The organism is Dinoroseobacter sp. S375 (genome assembly GCF_049800775.1).
In the GTDB taxonomy this organism is placed as follows: domain Bacteria; phylum Pseudomonadota; class Alphaproteobacteria; order Rhodobacterales; family Rhodobacteraceae; genus Dinoroseobacter.
Window position 1 is genome coordinate 249,104 of sequence record NZ_JBNAFR010000004.1, and the last position, 19,065, is coordinate 268,168.

At 65.8% G+C, this 19,065-nt stretch carries 15 protein-coding genes; 7 read left to right on the forward strand and 8 right to left on the reverse strand.

Annotated features, from left to right (window positions below):
• Positions 1–73 precede the first annotated feature (73 nt).
• From ACP150_RS11825 to ACP150_RS11840, 4 genes are all read right to left on the reverse strand, one after another.
• Positions 74–3,370, reverse strand: coding sequence for an Rne/Rng family ribonuclease (locus ACP150_RS11825; RefSeq protein WP_424966838.1), 3,297 nt, complete (start codon positions 3,368–3,370; stop codon positions 74–76).
• Between the two features lie 515 nt (positions 3,371–3,885).
• The gene (locus ACP150_RS11830) at positions 3,886–6,240 is read right to left on the reverse strand and encodes a TRAP transporter large permease (RefSeq protein WP_424966839.1); all 2,355 of its coding nucleotides are present in this window, start codon (positions 6,238–6,240) and stop codon (positions 3,886–3,888) included.
• 18 nt (positions 6,241–6,258) lie between these two features.
• The gene (locus ACP150_RS11835) at positions 6,259–7,212 is read right to left on the reverse strand and encodes a TRAP transporter small permease subunit (RefSeq protein ID WP_424966840.1); all 954 of its coding nucleotides are present in this window, start codon (positions 7,210–7,212) and stop codon (positions 6,259–6,261) included.
• A gap of 115 nt (positions 7,213–7,327) precedes the next feature.
• A complete protein-coding gene (locus ACP150_RS11840; protein ID WP_424966841.1) occupies positions 7,328–8,413 on the reverse strand; it encodes a TRAP transporter substrate-binding protein in 1,086 nt (361 codons plus the stop codon).
• 210 nt (positions 8,414–8,623) lie between these two features.
• On the opposite strand from ACP150_RS11840, the gene ACP150_RS11845 reads away from it, so the two are divergent.
• Both ACP150_RS11845 and ACP150_RS11850 read left to right on the forward strand, forming a co-directional pair.
• Positions 8,624–10,084: a cache domain-containing protein gene (locus ACP150_RS11845; protein WP_424966842.1), complete on the forward strand. Its 1,461-nt coding sequence runs from the start codon at positions 8,624–8,626 to the stop codon at positions 10,082–10,084.
• Positions 10,081–10,737: a response regulator gene (locus tag ACP150_RS11850; protein WP_424966843.1), complete on the forward strand. Its 657-nt coding sequence runs from the start codon at positions 10,081–10,083 to the stop codon at positions 10,735–10,737. Before ACP150_RS11845 ends, ACP150_RS11850 begins: the two co-directional genes overlap by 4 nt.
• A gap of 61 nt (positions 10,738–10,798) precedes the next feature.
• Here ACP150_RS11850 and tgt read toward each other — a convergent pair whose 3' ends face one another.
• Together tgt and ACP150_RS11860 are read right to left on the reverse strand one after the other, a co-directional pair.
• Entirely contained in the window at positions 10,799–11,932 is a 1,134-nt protein-coding gene (gene tgt / locus ACP150_RS11855) for a tRNA guanosine(34) transglycosylase Tgt (protein ID WP_424966844.1), read from the reverse strand.
• A gap of 96 nt (positions 11,933–12,028) precedes the next feature.
• Complete coding sequence (locus tag ACP150_RS11860; RefSeq protein ID WP_424966845.1) at positions 12,029–12,250, reverse strand: hypothetical protein; 222 nt, start codon at positions 12,248–12,250, stop codon at positions 12,029–12,031.
• 277 nt (positions 12,251–12,527) lie between these two features.
• Here ACP150_RS11860 and ACP150_RS11865 point away from each other — a divergent pair, with 277 nt between their 5' ends.
• The 3 genes from ACP150_RS11865 to ACP150_RS11875 all read left to right on the forward strand — a co-directional run bounded on the left by ACP150_RS11865 (position 12,528) and on the right by ACP150_RS11875 (position 14,292).
• Positions 12,528–13,424 (forward strand): LysR family transcriptional regulator, encoded by an 897-nt coding sequence (locus tag ACP150_RS11865; protein WP_424966846.1) that lies wholly within the window; start codon positions 12,528–12,530, stop codon positions 13,422–13,424.
• Between the two features lie 63 nt (positions 13,425–13,487).
• Positions 13,488–13,850, forward strand: a complete 363-nt coding sequence (locus ACP150_RS11870) for an SUF system Fe-S cluster assembly protein (protein ID WP_424966847.1) — start codon at positions 13,488–13,490, stop codon at positions 13,848–13,850.
• A gap of 76 nt (positions 13,851–13,926) precedes the next feature.
• Positions 13,927–14,292, forward strand: a complete 366-nt coding sequence (locus tag ACP150_RS11875; RefSeq protein ID WP_424966848.1) for a HesB/IscA family protein — start codon at positions 13,927–13,929, stop codon at positions 14,290–14,292.
• Between the two features lie 9 nt (positions 14,293–14,301).
• Here ACP150_RS11875 and ACP150_RS11880 read toward each other — a convergent pair whose 3' ends face one another.
• The gene (locus ACP150_RS11880) at positions 14,302–15,315 is read right to left on the reverse strand and encodes a molybdopterin-binding protein (protein WP_424966849.1); all 1,014 of its coding nucleotides are present in this window, start codon (positions 15,313–15,315) and stop codon (positions 14,302–14,304) included.
• Complete coding sequence (locus ACP150_RS11885) at positions 15,312–16,301, reverse strand: XdhC family protein (protein ID WP_424966850.1); 990 nt, start codon at positions 16,299–16,301, stop codon at positions 15,312–15,314. The genes ACP150_RS11880 and ACP150_RS11885 overlap by 4 nt, the downstream gene beginning before the upstream one ends.
• Positions 16,302–16,485: 184 nt before the next feature.
• On the opposite strand from ACP150_RS11885, the gene ACP150_RS11890 reads away from it, so the two are divergent.
• Both ACP150_RS11890 and ACP150_RS11895 read left to right on the forward strand, forming a co-directional pair.
• Complete coding sequence (locus ACP150_RS11890) at positions 16,486–17,832, forward strand: DUF1800 domain-containing protein (protein ID WP_424966851.1); 1,347 nt, start codon at positions 16,486–16,488, stop codon at positions 17,830–17,832.
• A gap of 18 nt (positions 17,833–17,850) precedes the next feature.
• The gene (locus ACP150_RS11895; protein WP_424966852.1) at positions 17,851–19,020 is read left to right on the forward strand and encodes a DUF1501 domain-containing protein; all 1,170 of its coding nucleotides are present in this window, start codon (positions 17,851–17,853) and stop codon (positions 19,018–19,020) included.
• The last annotated feature ends 45 nt before the right edge of the window (positions 19,021–19,065 follow it).

Consider the following 19,065-nt stretch of genomic DNA (forward strand, 5'->3'; position numbering starts at 1 on the left):
TCCCCGAGAACCAAATCCCCCCTGCGAGCATGCCCCTCAATTGAAAAACGCGCCCGAAGGCGCGTTCTCAAGATCAGCGGGACATGGACCACCAGCCCCGGCGTTTCGGCTTGTCCGAGGCGGGTTCCGGCTCGGGTGCGGCGGCAACGTCTTCTGCCACGGGTGCAGGTTCGGCTTCGGGTTCCGGCGCGACATCAGATGCCGTTTCCGCCTCAGGCTCGGCCTCGGGTTCGGGCGCGGGCTCAGGCTCGGGAGTGTCCTCCGCCACGGGCGCTTCCGCGACCAATTCCTCTGCGACCGGCGCGGCTGTCTCCTCGGCGGGCTCGGCGACAGCCTCCTCCACCTCGGTGTCTGCAACCTCGGGCTCTGCTTCTGCCGCAGGCGCCTCTTCGGCAGCCGCATCTACTGGGACCGGTGCATCTTCCGCAGGCGCTTCGGGCGCGGCGGATTTGGTCTCCGGTGCGGCCTCGGCTTCTTCTGTCGGTGCCTCGGTCGCGTTTTCGGCCTCGGCGCTCGCGGATTTCCGACGGCGACGACGCCGCCGCTTGGGCTTGGCCTCTTCGGTGCTGTCCGTGTCGGCCTCGGGATCCGCAGGGGTCTCGATCTCGGCAGCGGCTGCCTCGGACGGTGCGTCATCCGAATTGGCGGCCTCATCCGATGTGGACGAGCCGTCCGATCCTTCACCGCCATTGCCCCGACGCCGACGCCGGCGACGACGACGCTTGCGCGGCGCGCCATCCTCCGAGGCCTCTTCGGGTGCGGGGGCGGCTTCAGCCTCCGCCTCGACCTCGGCCTCTTCGACGATCTCGGCCTCTTCGACCTCATCGGCGGCGGAGGTATCGATGGAAATCACGGGCGCTTCGATCTCGACCACCTTGCGGGTGGCGGTCTTGAACTTGTCGATGGTGAAATCCGCCCCGGAAAGATCCGTGGACGCCTCGAGCCGCACGGCCATGCCGTAACGCCCCTCGATCAGCGCGATATGCTCGCGCTTCTCGTTGAAGAGGTAGTTGATGACATTGATCGGCGCCTTGACCAGCACTTCGCGGACCCGGCGGCGCATGCCCTCTTCTTCGAGCGCGCGGATGATCGACAGGGCCAGCGAGTTGTCCGACCGGATCAGGCCGGTGCCATGGCAATGGTTGCAGGGCTGCGTGGTGATCTCGAGCATGCCCGGGCGCAGACGCTGACGCGACATCTCCAACAGGCCAAAGCCCGAGATCCGGCCCACCTGAATGCGGGCGCGGTCGGTCTTGAGCTTGTCCTTGAGACGCTTCTCGACCGCGGTGTTGTTGCGCCGCTCTTCCATGTCGATGAAATCGATCACGATCAGACCGGCCAGGTCGCGCAGGCGGACCTGACGGGCGACTTCCTCGGCGGCCTCGAGATTGGTCTTGAGCGCGGTCTCTTCGATGGAGCCCTCTTTCGTCGCCCGTCCCGAGTTCACGTCGATCGCCACCAGCGCTTCGGTCACGCCGATCACCAGATAGCCGCCGGACTTGAGCTGAACGGTCGGGTTGAACATCCCCGCGAGATAGCTTTCGACCTGGTAGCGGGCGAAAAGCGGCAGGTTGTCCTCGTAGAGCTTCACGTTCTTGGCGTGGGACGGCATGAGCATCTTCATGAAGTCCTTGGCCACGCGGTAGCCCGCCTCGCCCTCGACCAGCACCTCGTCGATATCGCGGCTGTAGAGGTCGCGGATCGAGCGCTTGACGAGGTTGCCCTCTTCATAGATCGGCGCGGGCGCGATGGATTTCAGGGTCAGATCGCGGATCTGTTCCCACAAGCGTTTGAGGTAGTCATAGTCGCGCTTGATCTCGGTCTTGGTGCGCTTGGCGCCGGCTGTCCGCACGATGAGACCCGCGCCGCGCGGCACTTCGATCTCGGACGCGATCTCCTTGAGCTTCTTGCGGTCGGCGGCATTGGTGATCTTGCGGCTGATCCCGCCCCCGCGCGCGGTGTTGGGCATGAGCACGCAGTAGCGGCCCGCAAGGCTCAGATAGGTGGTCAGGGCCGCGCCCTTGTTGCCACGCTCTTCCTTAACGACCTGCACCAGAAGGACCTGACGGACCTTGATGACTTCCTGGATCTTGTAGCGGCGTTCGCGGCGCTGACGGGGGCGGCGGATTTCCTCGGCCACATCCTCGTCGGCGACATCTTCGATGCCGTCATCGCCCTCTCTCTCGGCGCTGTCCGCCGAGGTTTCGGTCTCGGCATCGCTCTCGGTCTCGGCGGCCTTCGACTTGCTCCGGCGCCGCGAACGGCGACGCTTGGGCTTTTCCTCGGGCGCCGGGTCTTCGGCGGTCTCGTCATCGTCGGATCCACTGCCCAGAAAGGGCAGCGGGCCATCCTCCTCAGAGGAATCCACCAGGTCCATACCGGGGATCGAGCGGTTCTCGGCGGCGTCTTCGGCAACCGGCGCGGCCGGCGCATCTGCTTCGGCGTCTGTGGCGGGCGCCTCTTCGGCGGCGGCCTCTTCTGCAGCGGGCTCCGCGACCGGCGTCTCTTCGACCGGTGCGTCCTCGGCCACGGCCTCCGGCGCCGCGTCTGCGGGCGCGTCGGATGCAGCGTCAGCCTCCGCCTCGTCGGGGTCCTTGACCTCGGCGTCGGAGGTTACGACCGGGTCTTCGCCCTCGATGGCATGGGCCATGGGGGCACGCGGGGTGTCATCACCTTCGTCGCTGTCATCGCCCTCGGTGGTCTCGCCCTCTGCGGCGGCCTCGGCGGTTTCGTCTTCTGGCGCTGCGGCGTCGGCTTCGGCATCCTCTGCCGGGGCAGATTCTGCCTCCTCAGCAGCAGGTGCTTCGGCCTCGTCCGCGACGGCCTCCTCAGCCGCAGCCTCCTCGGCGGGGGCTGCGTCCTCGGCTACGGCCTCAGACGGGGCGGCCTCGGTCTCGGCCGTCTCGGGTTCTGCAGAGGTGTCTTCCGCAGCAGTGTCTGTCTCGGCCTCAGCGGCGTCCTCAGCTGCCGCGGTGTCGGCCTTGGCCTCCTCGGTCGCGGCCTCGGCGGCGGTGTCGGATTTCTTACGGCGGCGGGAGCGGCGCTTCTTGGGCTTTTCCTCTTCTTCCGCGTCGGCCTCGGCAAAGGCCATTTCCTCGGCCAGAAGGGCCTCGCGATCCGCGACCGGGATCTGGTAGTAGTCCGGGTGGATCTCGGAAAAGGCGAGGAAGCCGTGGCGGTTGCCGCCATAGTCCACGAAGGCCGCCTGCAAAGACGGCTCCACCCGTGTGACTTTTGCGAGATAGATATTTCCGGCGAGCTGCCGTTTGTTTACGGATTCAAAGTCGAATTCCTCGACCTTCGTTCCGTCAACCACCACGACGCGGGTCTCCTCCGCGTGGGTGGCGTCGATAAGCATCTTCTTAGCCATGGTGTCTTTCTGCACGAACGCCTCGCGCCAGGGGGCGCGAGGCCCGATGACATGCTGTTCGTGGATCGTTGTGCAATGGGGGCCGCGCGGCGCAGGGCAGCAACGGGGAGTGTCCCGTTCACCTTGGCTTGTGGTTGCAAATCGAATTGCAAAGCCGGTCTGCTCGCCTCGTCGCGGTACATCGCGTTTCTCCGGCCCTTGCGGGCCAATCTAACTCCGCACGGTACGTCATGCGGCATGAACCGGGACCGGCTACTGCGGCATGGGTGCGCGCATGTGCCAGACCCCTGAAAACACTGCGCCTTGTGCAAATCGGCTTGGTTGCCGCGATCTGGACGAGGGTGCAGGTAAACCTGAAACCGGACGGCACCGCCACACTGTCGGCGGGCGCCCGTTCGCCTAGATAAGTCCAGTAGGCACCAAAACACAATGATTGTTTTGCGCGATCCACCGGGCAATGAGACGCAAGAGGGCGACCCGAAGGCCGCCCCATGTTCGCGTTAACAATTTTGTCCTCAATTTCCGAGAAGGTTGGGGACAATCGTCACCACACCGGGGAACAGCCAGAGCATCGCCAGTGCCGCCACCTGGATCACCACGAAGGGCAAAACACCGCGATAGATATGGCCCGTGGTCACTGAGGGTGGCGCCACCCCGCGCAGGTAGAAGAGCGCGAATCCGAAGGGCGGGGTCAGGAACGAGGTCTGCAGGTTCACGGCGATCATGATCGTCACCCATTTCGGGTCCATCGTGCCGCCATAGATCACCGGCCCCACGATCGGGATGACGATGTAGATGATCTCGAGGAAGTCGAGCACGAAGCCGAGGATGAACAGCACCAGCATCACGATCAGGAACACCACGAGCTCGTTGTCGAAGCTGCGCAGGAATTGCTGGATGTAGTGCTCACCACCAAAGGAGATCACCACGAGGTTCAGCAGCTGCGAACCGATGAGGATCGTGAAGACCATGCTCGTGACCTTGGCGGTCTCGCGCACCACCGGGCTCAGCACGCCCCGGGTGAAGAGCACCCAGCAGGAATAGAGCAGGCCGAGCACCGCCACGTGATAAGCGGCTTGGGCGATGATGATCGCGACCCAGTCCTCAAAGGCGACATTCGCCACCCCCGTGCGCAGGTCGAAATTGATGCCGATCACGATCATGATGACCAGCGCAAAAGAAGCACCGATGATCAGCTTGGCCGATTTCTCGTCCTCGCGCAGCTTGCGATAGGCCGCGAGCATGATCGCCCCCCCTGCCCCAAGCGCGGCGGCCGGGGTCGGGTTGGTGATCCCGCCCAGGATCGAGCCCAGCACCGCCACGATCAGGACGAGCGGCGGAAAGACCACGCGGATCAGATCGTTCTTGCCGAGCCGCGCCACCGCCGTGCGACAGCCATAGAGCACCATCAGGAACGGAATCGCCATCAGCATGAAACTGCCCCCGGCGGACATGGTCGCCGGGATCAGCACCGCATCTACCGCAAAGGCCAGAACCACCCCGGCCCCGCCAATGATCAGCGGCAGCGGATTGGCCGAGGGGGCCACACCCCGCGCCACGATCAGCGTCAGGGCAAAGAGCAGGAAGAAGATGGTCATGCCGCTGCCGATGGGCGCGATATTGGCCAGACGCTCGGCCTTGGCGGCCTCAAGCTCCTCGGGCGTCAGGTCGCGCCGCTCGGTCGCCCCGCCGGAGCTGGCGATCTCTTCGGCCTGGGCCACGGCGCGATCCCATTTCTCTTGTCCGTGCAGCTCGATCATCGAGGCCTGACAGATGGGGCTGACATTGGTGCGCAGCTCGGCCGAAGCGCCGACCTCGGTTACGGTCGAGACCGTGGTCGATTGCGACCCGATCAGCCCGACATTCATCGCCAGCAGGATCGCCGCGATCAGGCCGAAGGGCGCAAAGAGGAACCAGGTCAGCGCCTCGTTGCGGGTGATGATCTCGCCCGTCGGACGGTCACTGATCACCGGCGGCGCCTTGGACGGGTTGAAGGCGGCAAAGCCGAAGGCATAGAGCGCATAGAGCAGCGCCAGCATCACCCCCGGCAGCACCGCCGCCTGAAAGAGTGTGCCGACCGAGAGCACCGCAGGCTCCCCGAGGAAGGTCAGCGCATCGGTACAGCCCGCGATCTGGGCGCGTTTCTCCTGCCCCGTGGCGTACATGTCGCCCGCAAGCGTGCCGAGCAGAACGATCACGATGGAGGGCGGAATGATCTGCCCCAGCGTGCCCGAGGCCGCGATGACCCCGGTCGAAAGCTCCTTGGAATAGCCATTGCGCAGCATGGTCGGCAGGGCCAGCAGGCCCATGGTCACCACGGTCGCGCCCACGATCCCGGTGGAGGCCGCGAGGAACGCGCCCACCACTACAATCGACACCGCCAGACCGCCGGGCAGCGGGCCAAAGACACGCGCCATGGTGGTCAGCAGGTCATTGGCGATTTTCGAGCGTTCCAGCGTGATGCCCATCATCACGAACATCAGCACGGCGAGCAGGGTCTCGATGCTCTGGCCCGCGATCACCCGCTCGTTCAGCCGGTTCACGATGAAGGACAGGTTGCGGTCCATCGCCTGTTCCCAGCCCCCCGGGAAGAGATGTTCCTCGATCCGTGGGAGTTCGGGGTACCTGAAGACGCTGATCGCCTCGCGCGCCACGCCCTCGGCAATCAGGGCTGCGTATTCCGGGCTCTGGGTGTTGATCGCCTGATGTATCAGCAGGCCCGCACTGTCGAGCGCGGCGATGATCCCGAAGGAGATCACCCCCGCCCCGCCGATTGCAAAGGCCACGGGGAAGCCCGACATGATCCCGCCAAACAGGCACAGGAACACGATGATCAGGCCAACTTCGATGCCATCCAGTCCAAAAATCATGATGTGATGTCCCGTGCCCTAGTGGATTTCTGCGACGCGCTCGGCGTCTTCATCACCCAAGGCATCCTTGTCGTGATATTTGCCCAGGCTCTTCTCGCCCTCGCGCAGCTCCATGAAGGAACGCAGGAAGAACGCGACCGCCTGCAAAAAGACCATGGCCACGAAGAGGCAGATCAGGATCTTGAACAGGAAATAGCCGTTGAAGCCCTGGGGGCTGAAGCCGACGGTTTCGACATTCCAGCGCACAGCCCGCGCCTTGAGCAGCATCCGGTCGAACGGGTCGGAGGCCGAGATTTTCGGCGTAATCAGGTGGCGCCACATGAAGAACCATGAATAGAGCCAGATCAGCACCATGGCGGGCATCATGAAGATGACGCTGCCGACCATGTCGATGATCTTCTTGGTGCGGTGGCGGACCACGGAATAGACCAGATCCACGCGCACATGCCCGCCCTGCACGAAGGTATAGGCGCAACACAGGCATACGACGATGGCGTTATAAAGCTTCAGCTCTTCGCCGAACCAGCTCAGATCCTTGGTAAAGGTATAGCCGAAGGGCCCGATCGAGATCTGGCTGACCAGAAAGAAGCGCTGCAAAAGCACGATCAGGATCTGCTGCAGCACCATCAAAAGCCCGGCCCAGGCCGCGAAGCGCCCGACGATATTGGCAAACCCTTCGAGCCCGATGACCATGCCCCACATGGCGCGCGGCTTGGCGATGCCGATCCCGATGGCGATCAGGAAGAGCGTGAAGATGAAGAAGAAGAACTCCACCGAGGCGCCGTAATAGGCAAAACGCATGAGCGCCTGCTTGTCCTCGGTCGTCTCCAGCCCGCCGATCCAGCCCAGCCACTGGCTTGGGTTCGCGATGGCCCAGCCCGTGTTCACGATGGCCTGGCCTATATTCTGGATCACCCACCAGATGCCCCCGGCAAGACTGGCAAGAAGGTTCGGATCTGCTTCGGTCTCCATCGGCGGTCCCCCGGTCGTCATGCTGCGCGTCTGTCGGTTATCCGATCTGCTGCGCGGTGCTGTCTATGTGGCAAAGGCCCCACCGGGGGGCCTTTGCAGATCGTATCGGGTTGTGTCAGCCCAGAACGCGGTTGCGCTGTGCGACGAAATTGGCGTCCGACTTGAGCAGCCAGTCCGAGGACTTGGCGAGCGAGGCGTCGAAGCTGTTGCGGATGCGGGCGTAGAGCTCGTCATCCATGTTCTCGTCGAGCACCTCTTTCGAGGCCGCGCCGAACGCATCCCAGACATCATCCGGGAATTGCAGCGCGCGCACGCCTTGCGCCTGCAGACGGGCCAGGGCCGCGCCGTTCATGGCGAGAGTCTGGCTCAGCTGATACTGGGTGGTGGCGATGGCGGCGTTGCTGACGATGGCCTGGTGGGCCGGGGACAGCTCGTTCCACACATCAAGGTTCATGGCCGCGATCAGGCCCGAGCCCGGCTCGTGGAAGCCCGCCGTGTAGTAGACCTTTGCCACTTCCTGGAAACCGGCCTTCTCGTCCGCCGCGGGGCCAACCCACTCCAGACCATCCAGCGCGCCCGAGGACAGCGCCTGATAGAGCTCGCCGCCCGGGATGTTCTGAACCGACGCGCCGAGCTTGCCGAGCACCTGACCGCCAAGGCCAGGCATGCGGAAGCGCAGGCCGTTGAAGTCTTCGGCCGAGGTGATCTCGTTGCGGAACCAGCCACCGGACTGGGAGCCGGAGTTGCCGCACTGCATGGAGTGCAGGCCAAAGATCTCGCCCAGCTCGTTATGCAGGTCCTGACCACCATCATGGTAGTACCAGTTGGTCAGCTCCTGCGCGGTGGCGCCAAAGGGCACAGCCGTGAAGAAGTTGTAGCCCGGGTGCTGGCCCCCGAAATAGTAGTCGGCGGAATGGTAGAGGTCGGCCTGACCGGAGGTCACGGCATCGAACACCTCGAACGCGCCCACAAGCTCGCCCGGGGCCTTCTTCTCGATGATCAGGCTGCCGCCGGACATCGCGTTGACCGCTTCGTTGAAATAGGTTGCCGCGTCATCGAGAACCGCGAAGCCGCGCGGCCAGGATGTCACCATGGTCAGTGTGCGGGACCCTTGCGCGATGGCCGGGGCCGCAAGGCCCGCGCTCGCAACGGCGGCTGTCCCACCCAGCGCCGAGTTCCGCAAGAAAGAACGACGATCCATAAATATCCTCCCCTAGAGTGTCTAATTGCCCATCCCATTACGTGACGGGCGGATCGTTAAGAGTGCGCGGACCCTAGCCGCAGGTCGGGCGCGGCGGAATACCCACCACTACGTATTCAGGAAAATAATAACAGGACACCGCGTTTCCGTTACGTCACCCATTTCACCACCCGGCTTGGCTTGCAGCCATCGAAGGCGCTAACACAGGGCATGGCCCGGCTTTTCGCCTTCCTGCGCGCGCGCTCGCAGCTGAACTATGCCCAGAAACTCTTCTTTCTGGCGACCATTCCGCTGGTCCTTGCGGTGGCAGCGATCTCGCTGGTGGTGGCCAATCAGGCGCGGCAACTGGCCGAACGCGAGATCTCGGTGCTCGAAACCCAGCTGATCGAAGCCAAGAAGCGCGAGCTCAACAACTATATTCAACTCGCCCGCACGGCGTTCTTTGCCGAGTATGGCAGGGCCGCCCCGGATGACGCCGTCGCCAAGGAGCGGGTGACCCAGATCCTCGCGGCGATGATCTATGACCGGGACGGGTTTTTCTTTGTCTATCATTACGATGGCACCAATCTGGTGAGCCCGCGCCAGACCGATCTGATCGGGCGGAACTGGGCCGGGCGTCTGGACCGCAACGGGGTGCCGGTGGTCGATGAGCTGATCCGCATCGCCCGCTCGGGCGGCGGGTATCACACCTATGACTGGGAAAAGCCTTCGACCGGCGAGGCAGAGCGCATGATCACCTATGTGGTGGGCCTGCAGGACTGGCAATGGGCGCTCGGCACGGGGATTTTCATCGATGACGTGCTGGCCAATGTGGCCGCGGCCCGTGCGGTGACCGAGGAACGGGTGGCCCGGACCTTCTTCTGGATCGGAGCGATCACGCTGGCCGCCCTGCTGGCGGTGTTCGGCTCGGGCCTGATCATCAATATCCGCGAACGACGGCTGGCGGATGCCAAGCTCAAAGCCCTGACCCAGCGGGTCCTCGACACCCAGGAAGAAGAGCGCGGCCGCGTGGCGCGCGAGCTCCATGACAGTATCAGCCAGCTTCTCGTGGGGATCCGCTACGCGCTGGAGCTGGCCCGCCGCCGTGTCCAGGCCGGGGACCCCCGCGCCGAGGACAATATCGGCAAGGGGATCGACGGGCTGAACGGCGCAATCCAGGAGGTGCGCCGGATCAGCCGCGACCTGCGCCCCGGTCAACTCGACGATCTGGGTCTCGGCCCGGCGATCCACGCCCTGACCGAAGAGTTCACCAAGCGCACGGGGATCAAGGCCGATCTGAAAACCGTGGTCTTCCGCAACCGGCTCGCGCCTGATGCCAAGATCGCGCTCTACCGCATCGCCCAGGAGGCGCTGACCAATATCGAGCGCCACGCCCAGGCCACCGAGGTCCATGTGGATCTGTTCGGCCACAAGACCGGCGCCACCCTGCGCGTGGCCGATAACGGGCGCGGCCTCGCCAGCAGCCTGGATCTCGGCCCGGCGGCCGGTGGTCTCGGCCTGCGCAATATGCAAGAACGCGTGGAACAGTTGGATGGCACCCTGCGGGTGTTCTCCTCCGAACGCGGCACGCGGATCGACGCCACCGTGCCGCTCAGCCATATCCTGCCGCCCGACCCGGACCGGGCCGCCGGCCCCCAGCCGCAACCGCAACCGCGAAAGGCGCGCGCATGACGACCCAGACCCCGCCCCGCACCCGTGTCGTGATCGTCGATGACCACCCGATGGTGGCCGAAGGCATTGAAGCGATCCTCGAAACCTATGACGACCTGCAGGTGGTCGGCCGCCTCTGCAACGGGCGCGAGTTGATCGAGCAGGTGGAACGCCTGAACCCGGACGTGATCCTGCTCGACCTGAACATGCCCGAGATCAACGGGCTGAGCGCGACCGAGATGGTGCTGGAAAAACGCCCCGACACGCGGATCCTCGTGCTGTCCATGCATGACAGCCCGGAATACATCTCCAGCGCGATGAACCACGGGGCGCGCGGCTATATCCTCAAGGATGTGCCGACCGAGGAAATCCGTCTGGCCATCGATGCGGTCATGCGCGGCGAGACCTATCTCTGCACCGGGGCCACGGCCTCGATCACCCCGGACACCGCCGATGGGCGCGAACCCCTGACCTCCCGCGAACAGACCGTGCTGCTGCAACTGGCCTCGGGCAAATCAAACAAGGAGGTCGCCGCGGCCCTCGATATCTCGGTGCGCACGGTGGAAACACACCGCAAGAACATCAAGCGCAAGCTCGGGATCTCCTCCACCGCCGGGCTGACCCGCTACGCGATGGAACACGGGGTGCTGCAGGGCACGGGCGTGAACTTCTAGCGCCCCTCCCCGCCTCATTGTTCCTCAAATACTCCGGGGTCTGGGGCAGCGCCCCAGGACCTCACAGCGGCGGGATGTCCCCATCGGCGCGCTGCGCGTGAAACCGGGCCTCGAACCCGTCGAAATCCCCGGCCTCGATCGCGGCCCGCATCTCCGCCATCAGCTCCTGATAATAGTGCAGGTTGTGCCAGGTCAGCAGCATTGAGGACAGGATCTCGCCCGCCCGGAACACATGGTGCAGATAGGCCCGGCTATAGCGCGTGCAGGCCGGACAGCTGCAGGCTTCGTCCAGCGGGCGCGGATCATCCGCATGGCGGGCATTCTTGATGTTCACCACGCCGTTGCGGGTAAAAACCTGTCCCGTCCGCCCGGACCGGGATGGCAGCACGCAGTCGAACATGTCGATCCCGCGCTTCACCCCGCCCACCAGATCATCGGGCTTGCCCACGCCCATCAGGTAGCGCGGCTTGTCCTCGGGCAACATGCCGGGCGCGTAATCGAGCACGCCGAACATCGCCTCCTGCCCCTCGCCCACCGCGAGCCCGCCCACCGCGTAGCCATCAAACTCGATGGCGCGCAGGGCTTCGGCGCTCTCACCGCGCAGGTCTTCCTCGAGCCCACCCTGCTGGATCCCGAACAGCGCATGGCCAGGCCGGTCCCCGAACGCGTCCCGCGACCGCGCCGCCCACCGCATGGAGAGCTGCATGCTCTCATTGATGCGCTTGCGATCCGCGGGCAGTGCCGGGCATTCATCGAAACACATGACGATATCCGAGCCGAGCAGCTTCTGGATCTCCATGGAGCGTTCCGGGCTCAGCATATGCTTGGAGCCATCGATATGGCTCTTGAAGGTCACGCCCTCTTCGGTGAGCTTGCGCAGCCCTGTAAGGCTCATGACCTGAAACCCGCCGGAATCCGTCAGGATCGGACGGTCCCAGTTCATGAAGGCATGCAACCCGCCCAGCCGGTCGATCCGCTCCGCCGTGGGGCGCAGCATCAGGTGATAGGTATTGCCCAGCAGGATGTCCGCCCCGGTCTCGCGCACGCTCTCGGGGCGCATGGCCTTGACGGTGGCAGCGGTGCCCACGGGCATGAAAGCCGGTGTGCGGATCTCACCGCGCGGCGTGTCGATCCGCCCGAGCCGGGCACGGCCATCCTGGGCCAGTTTGGTATAGCGAAAACGGTCAGTGGTCATGGGCTGCTGTTACGACCCCGCCGCGGGGGCGTCACGCGAAAACTGACATCCCGTGCCGCCGCAGGGCGCAATCCGCCGCCCAACCTTGCCCGTGCGCTAGTCCAGCGGGGGCAGACCGGCGGTCTGGCGCAGCTCGACCTCGGCGCTGCGCACGGCAAAGCGCAGATCCCGCGCCGTGGAGCGCAAGCCGGACCGCTCCGCCAGATAGAGCAGATTGCGCAATTCATCGGGCAGCCAGTTCAGATCCGCGCCCGGGGGCGCCGGGGGCTCGGCCACTTCGCGTCGATAGGCTTGGGACGCGTGATGGTTCTGTGTCATCCGTCTCTCCTCCTGTCTGCCGTCCCGATTGTTCCGGGTTGTGCGCTTGGGGCACGCGCTTTGGCAGAATCCTCGTTCCTGACCTTCTCACTCTTGTTAGATCAGATCAATTGATGCATGATCATAGATGTATTGCATTCATCGATACGACTGATTGGGCTCCGCTGTTCCATCACACACTCACGGACGCACCGCCCAGGTAACAAGATCAACCTTTGACGCTTGATCCTTGCTGGGATCAGGTGTCTCTGCGAGAGGGAGCTTGCGAGCTAGGGCTATGAAAGAACAGGATATTTACGGGCTCGATGGGCGACAGCTAAAGCTTTTTCTATCGGTGTTCGACACGGTGTCGGTCAGTCGCGCCGCCGATCAGCTTGGCATCACCCAATCGACGGCGAGCCACGGGCTGGAGCGGTTGCGCAAGGCCTTGGGTGATCCTCTTTTTGTCAAATCGGGCCGTGGAATCACGCCCACGGATGCCGCCAAGGACCTCGCCCCGCGGGTCCGCGCGGTACTGATCGGGCTTGAGGGGCTGCGCACCTCGGCAAAATACGACCCCGCCCAGGACACGGGCGAGATCCGGATTGCCACCAATGTCACCGAGATCATGCCCAAGCTCAGCGACATCAAAACCCGGATCCGCGCCGCGGCCCCCCATGCCAGCATCCACTTTCTGGACATGGGCTCGCGCTCCAACTCGGCCGAGATGCTGTCCTCGGGGGCGGCCGATCTGGTGCTGGCGGTGAGCATGGCGAACTACCCGTCGCTCCTGATGGCCGAACGGCTCTATGCGGATCGGTCGGTCTGCTATTACAGCCCGGACAAACGTGGCCCGGTCACGACCGAGATGGCCTTTGCCGAGGCCAAGCACGCGGCCCTCGATTTCGGCGCCTCCATGAAAAGCGCCGTCGAGATCGCCCTTGAGAAACAAGGTGTGATCCGGCGGATTTACATGACAGCGCCGAATTCCTATGCGCTGGCCGAGCTGATGCGCGGATCGGATTACGTGGCGACCATGCCGCAACGGCTCCATGCCACTGTGTTCAAAGAGTTTGAGTACAGCGTGCCGCCGGTCACCCTGCCGGCAATCACCCATGACATGATCTGGCATGTGCGTAACGACAACACCGCCCGGAACCAGTGGTTGCGCAGCGTGGTGCGTTCGACGCGTTAGCACACCTTTACGCCGACCGGCTAAATCCTTATATCTTTGGTCAACATTACTGTGAGATCTGAAATGAGTGTTGAAACCTCTCCCATGGAAGGGACGCCGATGATCCGGCCCTCTTCCACGGACCATCCTCTGCACGAGCAGATCGTCGAGGCCTGTCGCACGGTGTTTGACCCGGAAATTCCGGTCAACATCTACGACCTCGGGCTGGTTTACACGATCGAGATCAACGAGGCGTCCGAAGTCGATATCATCATGACCCTGACCGCACCGGGCTGTCCGGTGGCGGGCGAGATGCCCGGCTGGATCGCCGAGGCGGTCGAGCCCCTGCCCGGGGTCAAGCAGGTCAATGTCGCGCTCACCTGGGAGCCGCCCTGGGGCATGGAAATGATGTCCGACGAAGCCCGTCTCGAGCTGGGCTTCATGTAACCGCCGATCCGGGGTGGCTTGAGCCGAGGCCGTGCCGCCCCTACATCTGGATAGAACCGCTAGAAGGACCTTCGCCATGTTCGGCATTCCGGGCCAACCTCCTGTCACGATCACCGAGCGCGCCGCCGGTCACATCGCCCGCCTGATGGCCAAGGGCGACAAGCAGGGCCTGCGCATCGGGGTCAAGAAAGGCGGCTGCGCGGGCATGGAATACACCATGGATTACGTGGACGAGGTCGATCCCAATGACGAGGTGGTCGAGGTTGGCGAGGCCCGCGTTCTGATCGCGCCCATGGCGCAGATGTTCCTGTTCGGGACCGAGATCGATTACGAGACCTCCCTGCTCGAGAGTGGCTTCAAGTTCCGCAACCCGAATGTGGTCGATGCCTGCGGATGCGGCGAGTCGATCAAGTTCGATGAGAGCATCGCCGCCGACCGCTAGCGCCTTGCGCTAGGCCTTCGGGCGTTGCGCCCGGCGCGGTTGCGGCCGCGACGGGATCTCCTTCAGAAGCCCCCCGACCCCCATTGCCGCGATATCCGCGCCGCTGACGGGCACGCCACAGGCGACCCGTTCCAGTACCCAATCCGCCCCGTTGAGCGCGGGCGAGCGCGCGCAGCCCGGCAGGCCGATCACGGGCCGGGCCCCGATCTCCCCCAGAAACAGCAGGTTGCCCGGATCCACCGGCATGCCGAACCGGGTCACGGTGCCGCCTGCCGCGCGCACCCCCTCGGGCCCCACATCCGCCGGGTCCGAGGTGGCCGAAGCCGTGAGCAGCAGCGCCATGTCCCCGGAAATCCCGGCCATGGCCGCGCCGATCTCGTCGGCGCGATGGGGCACGCTGCGGGTCTCGCTTAGGGTCATGCCAAGCTGGGTCAGCCGCGTCTCGATGGCCGCGATGCTCTTGTCGCGCAGGCGCGCATCCTCGGGCCCGAGCTCGGTCAGTACCAGCCCCGCGCTGCCATGGACCGCAGGGCGCAGGCGCAGGGCCCCTGTACCGGCGCGCGCCGCAGCCAGCATATCCGCCTCGGCCACGCCATAGGCGATGATCTTGACCGTCCCCACCAGCATGCCGGGCGTCACACGGGCATATTGCGGCACCGTCGCCAGGGTGATCATCGGATTGACCGAGTTCAATGCCGCGATGGCACTCACATCTATCTCAACAATACCAGAGGCTTCCGCGACGATATTCACGCGCCCGGTGAAGGGCGCGGTCAGCCGCAGCGCGGCCTGTTGATCCGCTGCGCGCAGGGTATCGGCCACCCCGGCCGCAGCAGTGTTCTCGTCCACATCCCCCGGCTCCATCCGGGCGACGATCACCTCGCTCAGCCCGGCAGCGGCCATGTCCGCCAGCATCCCGGCGCTCAGCACGGTGCCCTTGGCGATCTTGCCGGAGGGCAATTTCTGGGCATGGGCGAGCAGCCCGCCCTCCGCGTCCGACAGCGGGACGGATCCGAATTTCATGGTGCTTTCCGCAGACGATCGGTGATCTCGGCCATGATCGAAATGGCGATCTCAGCGGGGGATTTCGCCCCGATATCCAGCCCCACCGGCGCGTGGATGCGCCCGATCTGAGCTTCGGAGAACCCGGCCTCTTCCAGCCGTGTCACCCGCTTGCCATGGGTCCGGGTCGAGCCGAGGCAGCCGAGGTAGAAACACTCGGACGCCAGCGCCACGCGGATCGCCGGATCGTCCAGCTTGGGGTCATGGGTCAGGGTCACGACCGCCGTGCGTGCATCCAGCCCATGGGCCTCAAGCGCCGCATCGGGCCAGTCATCGAGGATCGTCTCGCCGGGAAAGCGGCTCTCGGATCCGAAGGCGGCGCGCGGGTCGATCAGCACCGGGTCATAGCCCGCCAGCCGCGCCATGATCAGCAGCGGTTGGGCGATATGCACCGCCCCCACCACAACCATGCGCAAGGGCGGGTTGTGCAGGCCCAGAAACCACGCGCCCTCGAACCCCGACTTGTCGGCCCGCGCCCGGACCGCCAGCGCCTCGGCCAGCGGGTCTTCGGTGCCCGGGCGCACCAGACGTCGCTCCCATGTCTCGGGGGCCACGGCCAAGGCGATGGGCACGCGCGCGGCGCGGGCCTCGACCAGCTCGGCCAGCATCGCGGGGTCGATATGGGGGCCCACAGGTTCCACGATCACCCGGATCTCCCCGCCGCAGGCGAGGCCCACGGCAAAGGCTTCGTCATCGCTGACACCAAAGCGCATGGAGCTGGCCTTGCCGCTCTCCAGCGCGTCGAGCGCCTCGGCGACCACGGCCCCTTCGACACATCCGCCCGAGACCGAGCCCGCAAGCTCCGCCTCGCCCGAGATCACAAGCTGGCTGCCCACGGGGCGCGGGGCCGAACCCCAGGTCTCGACCACGGTGGCGATCACGGCCCCCTTGCCCGCGCGGTGCCATGCGAGCGCCTGTTCCGGCATATCATCATGTGAAATCGGCATGTTACTCCTCCCGGTGCCGACTATGACCCAAAGCCGTGCGGGGGACCAGAGGCGGCGGGCGGCTCGGGGCGGTCCCGGGCTGGGCGAATTCTTGCACGGGCGCGCGGCGCGACTGGCATCCCGGCCCGACAACCCCCATCTGACGTGGTAGACTAGGACCACGCCGTGACCGCCGGAGCCCGAGATGATCCCCCCCGCGACCCTTGCTGCCTTTCGTTTCGGCTATGGCCCTGCCCCCGATGGCGCGGGCCCCGGGGATGCGGCGGGGCTTCTGGCCTCGCTTGCCGAGATCGGCCCGGCGGCGCGGGATGACTGGGACGACCGCCATGCCCTGCTGCGCGAGCGCCGCGCCGCACGCAAGGACCGCCGCGCGCAGGTGGCGGGGGCCGAGGCCCGCAATCGCAAGATCAACACCGCCTACCGGGAGCTGCGCCTGCGCGATCACAAGATCCGGCTGAGCGCGGCGGTTGGCGCCCCGGTCGGGTTCGACCAGCGGCTGCGGGCGTTCTGGGACGACCATTTCACGATCCAGGCGCAGGACGCGACGCTCAAGCTCCTCCTGCCGCATTTTCACACTCAAGCCATCGCGCCCCATATCACCGGGCGGTTTCGCGACATGCTGCGCGCGGCGAGCACCCATCCCGCCATGCTGCTCTATCTGGATCAGACCCGCAGTTTCGGCCCCAATAGCCGCGCGGGCCGGCAGCGCGGGCTCGGGCTGAACGAAAACCTCGCCCGCGAGATCCTCGAGCTGCACACGCTGGGGGTCGATGCCAGCTATGCCCAAGCCGATGTGCGCGAGTTTGCCGAGCTTCTCACCGGGCTGCACTGGGATGCGGAGGGGTTCCGCTTTCGCCCCCTGCGGGCCGAGCCGGGCGCAGAAACGGTGCTGGGTCAGCGCTATGGGGGTGATGATGCAGAGCTCGCCCCGGTTCTGGCGGCGCTGGACGATCTGGCCGCCCATCCCGACACGGCCCGGCATCTGGCCCGCAAACTGGTGGTGCATTTCATCGGCGCGCCTGCGCCTGCGGATCTGGTGGGGGCCATGGCCGAGGCCTATCTCGGCGCGGACACATCGCTCATGGCGCTTTACGAGGCGATGCTGCAGGACAAGCGGGCCTGGACCCCAGCCTTTGCCAAGGTGCGCCAACCCTTCGAGTTGATCGCGGCGGCTTGCCGGAGTGCGGGGTTCGATGCCGCGCAGATCATGGCGCAACGGCCCGGTGTGATCGCGCGGGATCTGCTGAACCAGCAGGCGCGCATGGGGCAACTGCCCTGGCGGCCCGATGGCCCCGATGGCTGGGCCGAGGATCCCGAGACATGGATCACGCCCGTGGGGCTCGCCGCGCGGCTGCGATGGGCGCAGGATTTCAGCGCGCGCCACTTGGGCGACCATGACCCCCGTGCCTTTCTGAACGCAGCTCTGGGTCCGCGCGCCTCGGCGGTGCTGCGCAGCGCCGTCGCCGGTGCCGAGAGCCGCCGGGACGGGCTGACGCTGGTGCTGGCCAGTCCCGAGTTCAACCGCCGTTGAGAAGCTGAGGAGCATGCCATGACGATCCATCGCCGACAGGTTCTGCGCTCTGGCCTTGCCCTGGGCTGCTCGCTCGCAGCGACCCCGTTGATGACGCCGGTGACCTTTGCCGCGACGCCCGGCGACGCGCGGCTGGTGGTGATCGTGCTGCGCGGGGGGATGGACGGGCTCGACGCGATACGGCCTCTGGGCGATCCGGGGCTCAAGGCCCTGCGCCCCGATCTGGCGCAGGAGGGTCTGGCCCTGGACGGGATGTTCGCCCTGCACCCGGCGCTCGCGCCGTTGCTGCCGCTCTGGCAGGCAGGCGAGTTCGCCGCCGCCCATGCGGTCTCGACCCCGTATCGCGACCGGCGCAGCCATTTCGACGGGCAGGACGTGCTGGAAAACGGCGGCAATGATGCCGAGGGGCAGCTGACCCCGGCCGGAGACGGCTGGCTGAACCGGGCCGTGGCGCAGATGCAGGGCGCGCGGGCCGAGACGGCTTTCGCCGTGGGCTACACGACGCTGATGCTTTTGCGGGGGCAGCAGGAGATCTCGACCTGGGCCCCCGATGCCGCGCTCGACCTGACACCGCAGGCGGATCTGCTGCTGGAGCGGATCTATGCTCAGGACCCGCTCTTTGCCCAGGCCCATGCGGAGGCCGAGGCCCTCGCCGCCCTCGAAGGCGACGGCCCGATCTCGGCCAACAAGGCCCGGCGGGCCGAGGCGCTGGCCCGTTTCACCGCCCAGCGCCTGCGCGAGGACACCCGGATCGCGGCCTTTTCGCTCGGCGGCTGGGACACCCATGCCCGGCAGGACCGCACGCTGCCCCGGGCCCTGTCCGAACTGGTCACCGCGATCACCGTCCTGCGAGACACGCTCGGCCTGGATTGGTCCCGGACCGTGGTCATGGCGGTGACCGAGTTCGGGCGCACGGCCCGGCTCAACGGGTCCGGCGGGACCGATCACGGGACGGGCGGGGCCGCGCTCTTTGCCGGTGGGGCGCTGGCGGGTGGACGGGTCCTGAGCGACTGGCCCGGCCTGCGCGAAGGCGCGCTCTTTCAGGATCGCGACCTGATGCCCACGCGGGACCTGCGGGCCATGGCCGCCTGGGTTCTGCGCGATCACATGAACCTGCCGCGCTCGGCGCTGGAGACGCTGGTCTTTCCCGGGCTCGACATGGGCGCGGCACCCCGCCTGATCGCCTGACCCGGGATCTGCGCCTCTAAGACCATAGCCGCCTTCCCCCCGGGC